Origin of the sequence: Streptomyces mangrovisoli, from assembly GCF_000974985.2 — a bacterium.
Taxonomy (GTDB): Bacteria; Actinomycetota; Actinomycetes; order Streptomycetales; family Streptomycetaceae; genus Streptomyces; species Streptomyces mangrovisoli.
On the sequence record NZ_LAVA02000104.1, the window covers coordinates 39,725 to 50,678 of the forward strand.

Below are 10,954 nucleotides of genomic sequence, written 5' to 3' on the forward strand. Positions count from 1 at the left end.
ACATGATGACGGAGGCCTTCCGAGGTTGAGTCACCGCCGGTGGAACGCCGCGTCTCCTCTGAAAGGAGACCCGGCTGTTCGAACGGGTTCCGCACATGGGTCCCCAATTCAAGGCCGTGGCCCGTACCTCGATGACGTCCACCACAGCGCCGCGAGGCGGTGCCGTGGTGGACGAGACCCGGCCGCTCACGCTGACGGACTGCGCCGTTGTCGGCGCCATCCGGGATCGAACCGCGGAGCCGGCTGAGCGGGGGGATCGCTCTGATCACGGTCGTTGACCGTCATCATGCTGTCGAGGAGCCAGAGCATGCGCAGAAACCGGATTACGGCCAGCGCCATGACCGCCTCGAAGAGATAGCGCGCCGAATGTGTATCGGCCTTGTTGTCCAGGCTCTGCGCGGCGAGGCATCCCACGCAGATCAGCGCGGTCGCGGTGAGCAACGACTTCCAGTTGCGGCGCAGTTCCTGCTGGTAGTGGCGACGTACGGCGCGGATGCGTTCTCCGTTGCTTGACAGGTAGATGGAGATCGCGATCGAGCTCAACCCGCCGATCGCGGAGACGACCCCGGCCGCGGTCCCGTACAGGGAGACACGCTGTTCGGAATCGATCCAGGACAGCCAGTCGCCCCGCCCCATGGCCCGCACAATGGCCACGTGCGCCGACACCGCCACGAGGGCGATCACGTAGTCCCACCACACGGCTTCCGACCATCGGTCGACGAGAGACTCCCGTACGCTCACGCATCGCCCCCTATTGCATGTCAGCCCAGGTCAGCCCCCACAGCTGCCCGCAGCTCACTCTCGTGCTCGGCCGCTACGTCAAGGATCGCATCCACCGCTGACAAGATCCGGATGGAATTGCCGTCGTTGTCGACCGCCGAGACCCGCCGCTTCGCGGTGATGTGATGCTCGGTCAGCTCCACCAAACGGCTGCGCTCGACGCCGTCGGCTTCCGCGAACACCAGCCTGGCCTGGGCGCGAGCGGCCGCATCGGGGGCCACCGGCGCGATGTCCCGCAGATCGGCCAGCAGGGCCTGGCGGTCCGCGTCCCGTCCGCGTCCCCGCGGCACACTGATGATCATCGTGACGTTGATGTCCCCGTACGCTTCCTGCGCCTGCCGCAGGAAACTGGCCAGCCGGCCGTTGCGGCCGCGCAGTGCCGAGGCCTTATGGCTGCCGATACGGATCTCGATACGGGACGCACCCTGCGCGGTCCCCAACCGTTCCACCTCGGCCTTCGAGAGCACGGGACGGACCACCAGCCGCGTGTCGGGAAACAGATGCAGCTCGTTCAGCCAGGTCTCCAAGGCCTTGTGAGACGGGGCCGACACGGAGCCCTGCATGAGACCGATCACGTTCCCGAACGGCAGGAAGCAGATCGCGGAGGTGTCCACGAAACCACGGCTGGCGTTCTGCTCCAGCTCCTGCCACTGACCCGTGCCCCAGTCCATCACGCTCAGCCACTCCGTGGCGTCCTTTACCCGGTGCAGCAGCAGGTGATCCTGCTGGCGCACGGTGGCCACCGACCCGACGAGAGTGACCTCCTTGGCGACCATCCGGTCCTCAACGCTGGCCGTGGCCAGGTCGCTCAGAGCGCTGTCCCAGTCCATGGGAGGCACCCGCACCTGCTCCCCAGAAGCGCTCGCCACGACCTCGAAGAAGGCGATCGTGCGTTCGGGCATGCGTCGGATGGAAGCCACCGCGTCTCCTCGGCCAGTCGATGATGCACGCCGACTTGCACCCCTGAGACGGGGAGACGAACAGACGCGCTTGCAGACTCAGTTGGGCATATGACGCTAGCACCCTGAGTCACACTAATGTCCCACATGGCACCCTCGCCGCCGGACCGTGCCCGAAAAGTCTCAATCAGACTTTCGGCATCCGAATACACGAGTGATTTGATGGGTGAGAGCCGAAGCGTGTCCCTGCTTGCCCTTGTTTGCTCCGGCGCCGCAATACGTCCCCTGCTCCGGCATGATGAGCGAGACCAGCCGAGGCCTCTGCCCCGCACTCACTCCGCAAGCCGCCGGTGCGTCTGAACCGGAAGCAGGGGCTCGACGTGCTCGTGCGCCACTTGCGGCGGCCGCGTAGCCGGGCTCTGTACGTCTTCCGTGGATCAGTCGGGTGTCCGGGCCGCCAGCAAGGACAGAGTCTCCACGCTCGCTTCCGCACACCACACCCACCAGCTCACCGGCGTCACTGGCACGCCGCCGACGCTCCTGGCTCCGAGCAGCCAGCACAGATCACAGTCCTGCTCGTCGCATCGTCTTGGAAGCTGTCCTCGACCCAGACATCTGCTTCCTCACAGAAGTCCAGCGCGGCGGCCCCCCTGGGCCAGTAGTGGGGGCACACCCCCTGGCACGGATGCTACGGATCCGCGACCAGCTACAGCATCTGACCGACGAGGTTGTCACCTGACTCACGACCCCTTCTCGGCCGCTGCGGTCCCCGGACCCTCCGCTGCTCCCGCCTGACATCCGGTCGGCACGCCATCGGCCGGCTCATCCCGCCGGAGGGGATCTGCCCGTGCCCGCATCTACGGTCACCCGGCGCGCGTACCGTGAGGTGACGACCCGCCGGGAGGACCAGATGAGCGAGCAACCCGACCACGCTCCCGTCACTCCGTACGCCCCTGCAGCGGGAGCTCCCGCCGAACTCCTCGTCCAGCTGCGCGCCGACCGCCGCGCGGACCGGTGGGTGCCAGCCTTCGAACGGGACTGGACCGCAGCGCTGGAGGAGTCCCGTCGCACGTTCTCCCTCGCCCCGCTCTACGAGGTCGTCCAGGGCTGGCAGGGCCATCTCGCCCACGCCCCGGCCGTCGACGCGTTTGCCGCCTCCGGCTACGACGACAGCGAGACCATCGACATGGCGGAACTGCGAGGAAGACGCCGATGACCGGACAGCCGTATGCGATTCGCTGCTCCCACCTGCCGCGAAGGTCCTCGACACCCTGCCTGAGCACGCCGAAGACATCGTGTGGGACGTCCTGGACGCGGCCGCGTTTGGGCTGGCAACTCGGCCACCCCTTGACGATCAAGCCCGCAAGAACGGGCCGTTGCTGCCTGCAAGGGCGGCCAACCCTCGCAAGTCCTGCGGGAAACCACCGTCAGGCTGCTCGGTCTCTGCCAATGTGACCTGGTGAGATATCGCTACATAGCCACCGCGATGGCCCTCGCCATTGCCGCGGTCGGCTGTTCGTCCGCCACCTCGTCGCAGGACAAGCCCACCGCGCCCAGCCCGTCACCGAGCCGGAGCTACCTGCACCCAGTCAAAGACCTGTACTGGGTGAAGAGCAACTGCGAGGTCGGAGACTCGCCGCAGCTGACGTTCTGGCTGCGCAACCACGCCGGGCACTCCATGGCGTACGACATCCGGTATGAGTTCCTCGACACGAAGGGCAAAGTCGTCGGCTCGGCGGAAGGCGTTTTCTCTGTAGCCGCGCACCAGGTGCTCGGCGACGAGGGGCTCTACGGCGACAGCGGCCACTGCGGCCCCAAGCTCCGCCTCGTCTACGTCAACGCGTACGACGACACGGACGACGGCGCCGATCAGCCCCACTTCTGACAACGCCGGATCATGGCGCTGGCGGCTGCGGGCACGCAGAACCCCGCGTGCAGGTCCTTTGGTGGCGTCCTGCACCGCCGCATCGCCCTGGCCCTTCAAGCGCGCCCGCGCCCGCGGACACGTTAGGCCGACGCCACTCCCGGCGCCTGTACGACTGCATCGAAGCTCAATTCAACCGCCCTGCGCTACTTCGTCCTGGACGGCACCGACCACGCCAGCCACAAGGAGCAGGGCAGCGTGATCCACCGCTACAACATCTGGTGGAACAAGCACGCCGCCAACGATCGGTCATGCACTGGCAGATGCCCTTCGGCCTAGACAGTCGCCTCCGTACGCTGCTCGCTTCTTCGGGGCCCGAAAGGCCGGTGCCGACGACTGCCTGCTGCGGATCGGCACCCGCACCTCGGGATTGCTGACTGCCCAGACCGGAGGGGCATTGCCCGCACGGACAAGGCCCCCTGTGTGTGAGCCGGTCGGGGTCAGGTGAGGTCGCGGGTTTCCCAGCCGGGTGGGAGTTTGGGCAGTCCGATGAGGGCGTCGATGCCGAGGTGCTCGAGGAGGAGGGCTTTGAGGTGGCGGCCGTCGATGAGTTCCATGCGGCCGGTGCGGTGGGCGAAGTCCCAGCTGGCTTTGCCGAACCATGCGGTGGTGACGACGATGCCCTTGGCGGCGGCTTTGTCGTGCATGACGCCGGCGAGTGCGCGTACGGCTTCGGCGGGCACGGCGTTCTTGGAGCGTTTGGCCTGGATGATGCACAGGCCGCCGATGAGGGGTTCCTCGTTGACCGCCACGGCGTCGACCCCGTCATCGCGGGAGGCCTGGGTGACCCACGACTTGAGGCCGATCTTCTCGAAGAGACGCCGGATGAGGTGCTCGAACTCGATGGGATCCAGCGCGACGAGGTCGGGCCGGCTGTCCAGCCCGGCGACGACGTCCCGCTCAGCGGCCAATTTGTACTTGGCCAGGTCGAAGGTGACCACGGGACGGACGGGTTCCAGGTCATAGGGGTGCTGGGAGACGATGGCGTTGAGGAAGTGCAGGGTCTGGACCGGGTCGAGTTCGGGTTCGTCCAGGATGAGGTCTTCGAATGTCTCCCGGCTCGCCCGCAGACTGATCAGACAGGGCCGGATGGCTTTCCCGGTGGCGCGGTCCTTGGCATGGACGTGTCCGTTGAACGCCACGACGTCGACCAGCGAGGGCGGACTCACCGCAAAGGCCTCAGCAATTGCCCTCAGGGACAACCGTGCGACGAGGTCTCGGTACATCGCCTTGCACTCGGTCTCCTTCCGCGGCTGCGGTACGACTGTCGGAGGCACCGATGCCTTGAACCGGTACTGCGTAACTGCCGGCACCACTACCTGGCCAGGCAGTTCGACCTCCAGGACCAGTTCTCTCGCCTCCGGCGCGAAAGCCGCACGACGTCCACCGCGGAGGCCATCGGGGTAGCGGACTTCGCCGAGCGCCCCTTCCACACAGTTGGTCAGCCCCTCGGAGCCACCTTCACTGAAGGCCTCCTCCACCTCTGGCCGATACGCGTGAAGACCACCAGGCCGCGCATGGAGCACGGACGCCAAGCGATCCACCTGCATCTCCAGCTCGGATGTCTTAGCCGTCGCCTCCTGACGCAGTCGGTCGCTCGCCTCCTGCTTCGCCTGCCGCTCTGCCGCCGCCTTCTCACGTGCCTCGGCCTGCTTTTTCTGTTCGGCCTCTCTGGCTCGCGCTGCCTCACGTTTCTCCAGATCCCGGACGATCTGCTCGGCTCTCCGGGACTCGGCGGAACGCTGAACCTCCTTCTCCTTCTGGGCACGGGCCCAAGCCTGCGCCTGCTCACGTTCCCGCCTGGCCTCCTCCTTGGCACGTTGAGCAGCCTCTCGTTCTGCCGCGCGAGCTTGACGATCACGTTCTGCCTCGGCCCGCTTGGCAGCAGCGGCCTTCTCCTTCTGCGCATCCCTGTACGCCTGCAGCAGCTGCGCCGTCAGAGACTTTCTGCGTGCCATCCGCCCCCCTATGACAGACCGAAGAAGGAGAACTGCCCTGCGGCACAGACCGTCAATCCGAACGACTTGCTTGATGGCTCAAGAGGTCGCTCGGTGGACGTCTTTGCGACCTCCAAAGCGGCAGGAGCCGCCGCGACACCCGGCAAGGAGCGGGCGCCCGTGGCACTGGCACGCGGCCTGGTTGCTGGCAGCGCTGTTGATGACGAGACGCCTCCGGCCGCAGGACGATGCATGATGAGGTGGGACCCGGGCTGATCCCCGAGCCGGCCCGGGTGCCCGTAGAGTCCTGCAGCACGCTTTCTGGTGTCCTCGCCCGAGGGCGCGTAGACCCTTCAGCTCCGGACGGCTGTAGCGTCCTGGACCAGGGCTCAGAGCGGGGATGTCAGATCGGGGCGATCACCCCGAGAGGCTGACTGGAAGAGTTCGGCGCACACGACGAGGAGGGCCGTCCAGCCGGCAGAGCCATCGAGGAGCGGAGCGCACTCCTCGCGGACGCGTTCAGCGGTGCGGGGCACGAGCTGCGCGTGGGTCTAGAGAATGGCGGCGTCGACCGGCCCGGATGACGAACCAGCTCACCGAGCACCCACCCGAGCCGCAGAACATCTTTCGGAACGGGTCCGCACCCCAGTCCCGGTGGCCGACGCCCACTACCACGCTGCCACTGGCTAATCAGGCCGCGCACACCCGGGGCCGTTGCCGCTGGCTGGAGCCCCAACATGGCCGCCGCCGGCCTCATGTACCTCGAAGCCGCCGGCATCCCCGTCAAACCCGCCCTCAAGGACCTCCTCCTAGACCCCGCCTGCACCGACGGAAAGATAGCCGCCTTGCTGCGTACCTGGCTGGCGTGCCCAACGGTGGTGCCTGCTGCTGCCGAGGCGTTCGTCATACGGCGTCGTGCTGCTCCGTAGAGCCGGGACGGTCGGTCAGCCGGCGCTGGAGAGGCGGCGGGCGCGGGGCTGGCTGGGCGGCCGGGCGGGAGGCCTGGCGGTGCTGGTACTGGTGCCGGATGGGGTGGTTTCGGTGGAGTGCTTGATCTGCAGCAGGAGGCGAGCCCCATCTTCGCTGAGGCCTACGGTGTCGATGCCGGTGTCGGGTGCGGTGCCGTTGTGGCGAGCCTTGGCGCGGAGGATGTGGGTGAGGGCTGGAGAGAGAAAGATCTTCCGAGCGGGGGTGCCAGTGCCGTCCGACAGTGCGGCTGTCGTGGCCTGGTGGGCGGGCGCCACGGTGCCGCGTTCCCGACTGCCGGAGCTGTCTGGGGAGGGAGGAAGGAACAGTTCCCGGCCGACGTCGGCGATGTGGTCGTAAGTGGGGGGAGTATTGGTGGGGTGGAGGTTCTCGGTGGTGAGGTAGGCGGTGCCGATGGTGAGGGCGGTCTCGACCTCGTGGGGTGTCATGCAGTTCAGCAGTACTTTGAATTGTGTGCTGATCTTGGTGGAGTAGTGCATGGTGGCCAGGCGGGCGAGTTTGGCGGACTGGGTGAGTGGGCCGTCTGCGGGGGCGGGCCCGGGGGTGCGGGCGCGGGTGAAGGCCTCGCGCCAGAGGCGCACGGTGTAAGGGTGGGCAGCGCCAAGGGCGCGTAGGAAGGCCTTGCACTGCTTCCAGGTGATGGCCTGGGCCTCGCGGCGGGTGATGCGCCAGAGAGTGGTGAGCGGCAGAAGCACGGTGCCGTCGATGGTAGCGGTGGTGGCGCGCTTCTGCAGGACACGCAGGGGCGGGGCGCCGGCGCGTTCGTAGGCGGCGGCGAGGGCGGCGTTGAGGTCCTGGGGGGTGCGGATGTTGGGCACGGACGGGGCCCGCAGGGTAGCGAGGATGCCGCGGTGCTCGGCGCGGGCGGCCTGCCACAGAGCCCAGGCGCCCCGCTCTTGCTGGGTACTGGCGCCGCAGGCGCGGGCGAAGGCGGTCACGACGCGCTCCTGGGGCACGGCGCGGGCGTCGATGGCGCGCTTGAGGGTGGTCGCGGAGACGGTGGTGGTGTCCTCGAGCTCGGCGGTGCGCAGGGCCAGCTCGGCGAATGTGAGCTGGCAGCTGTCCTTGAGCGCGGTCAGGAAAACGACGAGGTCGTTGTGGCGTCGGCCGGCGCGGCGTACAGCACATGAGGTACGCGAGGGCGAAGTCATTGCGGCCGTCTCCTACCTGACCTCGGTGTCGGCGGCCGCGCGGACAACGGCGGCGGCGAGCGTGGTGCGCAGGCGCCGTCCGCCGCCGGCGGCGATGGTGGCCGCGCCGATCCCGCCGCACCCGGCGAGCAGGGTGAGCGCGTCGCTTACGGGCATGCCGGCGAGGGTGAGGCCGGTGCCCAGGAGAGGGAAGACGGTGATGCCGCAGATCTGCGCGGCGGTGAGCGGTCGGGCCGTAGTGCGGGACGGCTCAGACTGAGGCGCGGGCGCGCCGGGGCGGTGCGTGGACACGATGGGAGATCCTCCCTGACGGGGGTATGCCGGGGCCGCCGGTCCGCGAACGGGATCCGGCGGCCCGATTCAGATGCTGCTACTGGCCGCAAAACCGGTGAGGCGGGCGACAGTTGACGGCTGTCGTCCTCCGGTGCTGAAGAGGATGGCACGTCCAGTCTCCGCCCCGCTCGACCGGAAAAGCGCATATGCGCGCTATGTCTTTTTACTGGTCCGTGGGTGTTCCAGGTATGCCTCCGGTTGACGGCTGCGAGCGTGCCGCCCACTTGCCCGCCGCGACCAGCACCTTGTCCTCCATGCCCCACGGCCCCCGGTCCGCGGGTGTTCCAGTCTGGCTTGCCCCCGGCCCGCCAGGCATTGATGCTGCGTCATAACTCCGTTGTCTGTGCTGTGCAGGGGGACCGGACCAACTGGTCCGGGGACAATGGGTTCCCTGACCCGCTACTGGCCGCAAACCGACGCGACAGGGACATCTCCGAAGGTCATGGTGACGCGTGCCCGCGGACACGAGGGCCGGCCCCGGCAACGGGACTGGTCCTCGTGCGTATTGGTAGCCGCGCTGTCGCGCGCGGCTACGATCCCGAGTTGTCTCGCGCGTCCCGCACTGGCCGACGGTCGCCGCTGCCCGCCGACATGCCGGACAACAGACGCGAGTTGGCGGGGAGGGCAGCCGGTTTCCGCTATGACGCCGGGCGGCAGTACGCACACCGCCGACCGCCACCGCTGTATCCCCGCCCGCGCCGGGACAGCTTTGACGGCCAAGGTCCCTACCCGGGCCCGCGACACCCACCCGCACGACTGCAGGCAGGCGTGGGGTGCGCGCTGTCGACGAAGGCAGCACGGCAGCGGTGCAGATCCACGAAGCCGTGCGCCACGGGCATCTCACCCCAGGTCGTGCCGGCAGGCGCTGTGGTACGTCAGCCAGATGTCTTCCAAGTAGCAGCGTTGAACAATGCGTATTCGAGCAGGTCAGGGGCTACTTCGGATGGCCATCCTTCAACTGCAGCTAGCTGGTTGGCGGCGGCGTGCATGAAGGAGAGATAGACCTGGTAGCGGTGGGGCGTCCAGTTGCTGTCCGACCAGACCCAGGCGGCGATGGAGCCGTCCACATCGTGGCCGCTCTCGCAGCCGACGGCAGCGGCCATCCGCCTCAGGCGTCTGGCCAGCACGCGGTCGAGGATGAGCGGCCGCGCGCCGTGGGCGGGCCGCCGCGCGAGGCCGGTGAAGTAGAGGAACTTGGTGAAGAAGGCCGGCCCGAGCCCGGGAACCTGCCTATAGAGCGCGGCGTACGCCTGCGGTGCACCGTGCTCGTGCAGTGCGGTGACCGCAGCAGCCAGCGCCGCGTCGAGGCCGTCGAAGGCCAGGATCTTGTGGAGGGCGGCTGGTCCGCTGCCGCCGGGAGTGCCGCGCTTTCCCTTGCCCCACACATACGTCGTGACCAGCGCTTCCCGGAACGCCTCCCGCTGCAGCGCGTCGGCGACGCCCGAGGCGACCTCCGCCCGGCTGACCGCCGCATCACCGTCCGCAGAGGTGGAGGCCAGCGTGGAGGGCCACGGGGTGATCTGCGCCCATCGGCTGGGTGTGTAGCGGACGGAGTGCGCGCCGGGTGTCCCGTCCGGGTATGCCGACGCATTCGTCTCCCACCAGCGGCCCAGAGCCCGCACAACGGGAGCCGGCAGCGGGCGTGCGGCCATCTCGCGGTCCACCGCGTCCGCACGCTCCTGGCGACCCTGCCTGTCCTGCCCGTTCTGTTCGTTCACGAGCCGCTCCTTGCCTGACGTTCTACCGAGTCCGGGGAGGACGCGGCGGATTCCGTCGGTTCGGGCTGCTGCGGTCCGCCTCCGCCTGTTCGGCGGCTGCCTGTTCCAGTTCCTGCCGGCGGAGTTCGCCGCCCTCGATCAGGTATGTGTCGGGCAGGGGCCGTGCAGGCAGCCCCCAGGCTCGGGTGCGGGTCCGTACGCCGATGTCGCGGCTGACGACGACCACTTCCGCGGGAGCCACAGCCTGGTGCAGCCGCAGTGCCGAGGCCACCAACTCGTCGTCCGGCACCGCAAGGCGGGCATGCCCGGGCTCATCGGCCGCGATGAACACAGGCGTTCCATCCTCCGCGGACGCTTTCCCGGGTGCCCCTTCCAGCACCAACTCCAGCAGCCGGAACAGGCCGCGCGCCCGCCGGGAGATCTTCCTGTCCCCGGTCTGGTAGCTCTTGGTGTCGATCTCGTCGACCACGACGTGCGGCACCATGACCGCAGTGCCCTTCCCGAACACCTGCTGCCAGGGGACCTTGTCGAACTGCGTGAAGTGCAGCGTGGTGTTCGTGTCCAGCACCGCGTACCGGCCAGCACCGGCGTGGCCGTACCGCTCCTGCAGGGCACGCACCCGGTTCGCCAGGGTTCTGAAGTAGTCCTGGAGCTCTGCGATTTCCACATACATCATCAGCCGGGCCTCGTCCAGCGGTGCTGTGAGGATTGCCCGGTAGCGGCCCGCGCGGAGCTGTCCCGCGATCTCCCGGTCGCTGAACCGCCGGTTGAGCTCCTCGGCGGCCTTCCAGGTCCACTCGTCGTACCGCTTGCGCACGGCCCGCATCTCGGCCGCGGCTTCCGCGCCCGTTCTCATCGAGTGAGGGATCCGGATGGAGACGTCGTTGAGGCTCCCGGCCACGAGACCCTGCTCCAGGAAATCGATCGCGTCGGTACAGGTCGTTCCGGCTCTCAGCATGCCCTTGCTCTCCCCCGGGGACGGGGACCGGTGCGCCCCGTCCCGGCCATCCTGCCAGCGTTGATGACGTCTGGTGCGAGTTCTGCTTCCTGCGTGTTGAGGCCTGCTCCCTTCCGGGCGGGGTCGCCGCGCCCGAGACTTCCCGGTGTCGTCGTCAGGTGCCGCTCAGCGGTCAGCGGGTGACGGTTTCTGGCAGCGATGCAGCCCGAGCGGATGTCGCCGAAGAGCGCCGTCTAAGACGTCGTTTCTTATGGCTGTAGGTGCTGT

At 68.2% G+C, this 10,954-nt stretch carries 9 protein-coding genes and 1 pseudogene; 3 read left to right on the forward strand and 7 right to left on the reverse strand.

Annotated features, from left to right (window positions below):
- Positions 1–186: 186 nt before the first annotated feature.
- Positions 187–741, reverse strand: coding sequence for a hypothetical protein (locus WN71_RS34285; protein ID WP_046584001.1), 555 nt, complete (start codon positions 739–741; stop codon positions 187–189).
- 20 nt (positions 742–761) lie between these two features.
- Positions 762–1,682, reverse strand: a complete 921-nt coding sequence (locus WN71_RS34290; protein WP_079178336.1) for a hypothetical protein — start codon at positions 1,680–1,682, stop codon at positions 762–764.
- A gap of 907 nt (positions 1,683–2,589) precedes the next feature.
- Here WN71_RS34290 and WN71_RS34295 point away from each other — a divergent pair.
- Positions 2,590–2,895, forward strand: coding sequence for a DUF6247 family protein (locus WN71_RS34295; RefSeq protein WP_046584033.1), 306 nt, complete (start codon positions 2,590–2,592; stop codon positions 2,893–2,895).
- Between the two features lie 243 nt (positions 2,896–3,138).
- Positions 3,139–3,564 carry a hypothetical protein gene (locus WN71_RS34300; RefSeq protein ID WP_143074917.1) on the forward strand — a complete coding sequence of 142 codons (426 nt, stop codon included), beginning with the start codon at positions 3,139–3,141 and terminating at the stop codon, positions 3,562–3,564.
- A 479-nt stretch (positions 3,565–4,043) separates the two neighbouring features.
- On the opposite strand, the gene WN71_RS34305 is transcribed toward WN71_RS34300, so the two are convergent.
- Positions 4,044–5,561 (reverse strand): restriction endonuclease, encoded by a 1,518-nt coding sequence (locus WN71_RS34305; RefSeq protein WP_052742967.1) that lies wholly within the window; start codon positions 5,559–5,561, stop codon positions 4,044–4,046.
- Between the two features lie 658 nt (positions 5,562–6,219).
- Here WN71_RS34305 and WN71_RS43040 point away from each other — a divergent pair.
- Positions 6,220–6,469: pseudogene (locus WN71_RS43040) on the forward strand (hypothetical protein); the annotation flags it as partial.
- Positions 6,470–6,484: 15 nt separating this feature from the next.
- Here the strand turns inward: WN71_RS43040 and WN71_RS34315 are convergent.
- From WN71_RS34315 to WN71_RS34330, 4 genes are all read right to left on the reverse strand, one after another.
- Complete coding sequence (locus WN71_RS34315; protein WP_052742966.1) at positions 6,485–7,678, reverse strand: helix-turn-helix domain-containing protein; 1,194 nt, start codon at positions 7,676–7,678, stop codon at positions 6,485–6,487.
- A 12-nt stretch (positions 7,679–7,690) separates the two neighbouring features.
- The gene (locus WN71_RS42085) at positions 7,691–7,834 is read right to left on the reverse strand and encodes a hypothetical protein (RefSeq protein ID WP_167382989.1); all 144 of its coding nucleotides are present in this window, start codon (positions 7,832–7,834) and stop codon (positions 7,691–7,693) included.
- Between the two features lie 1,052 nt (positions 7,835–8,886).
- On the reverse strand, positions 8,887–9,729 hold the full coding sequence (locus WN71_RS34325; RefSeq protein ID WP_046583998.1) for an 8-oxoguanine DNA glycosylase OGG fold protein: 843 nt from the start codon (positions 9,727–9,729) through the stop codon (positions 8,887–8,889).
- 22 nt (positions 9,730–9,751) lie between these two features.
- Positions 9,752–10,630 carry a PIN domain-containing protein gene (locus tag WN71_RS34330; RefSeq protein ID WP_167382990.1) on the reverse strand — a complete coding sequence of 293 codons (879 nt, stop codon included), beginning with the start codon at positions 10,628–10,630 and terminating at the stop codon, positions 9,752–9,754.
- Positions 10,631–10,954: the final 324 nt, after the last annotated feature.

Coding starts and splice junctions, on each gene's coding strand:
- WN71_RS34305 (WP_052742967.1), bottom strand. CDS start 5,561: ATGGCACGCAGAAAGTCTCTGACGGCGCAGCTGCTGCAGGCGTACAGG.
- WN71_RS34295 (WP_046584033.1), top strand. CDS start 2,590: ATGAGCGAGCAACCCGACCACGCTCCCGTCACTCCGTACGCCCCTGCA.
- WN71_RS34290 (WP_079178336.1), bottom strand. CDS start 1,682: ATGCCCGAACGCACGATCGCCTTCTTCGAGGTCGTGGCGAGCGCTTCT.
- WN71_RS42085 (WP_167382989.1), bottom strand. CDS start 7,834: ATGCCCGTAAGCGACGCGCTCACCCTGCTCGCCGGGTGCGGCGGGATC.
- WN71_RS34315 (WP_052742966.1), bottom strand. CDS start 7,678: ATGACTTCGCCCTCGCGTACCTCATGTGCTGTACGCCGCGCCGGCCGA.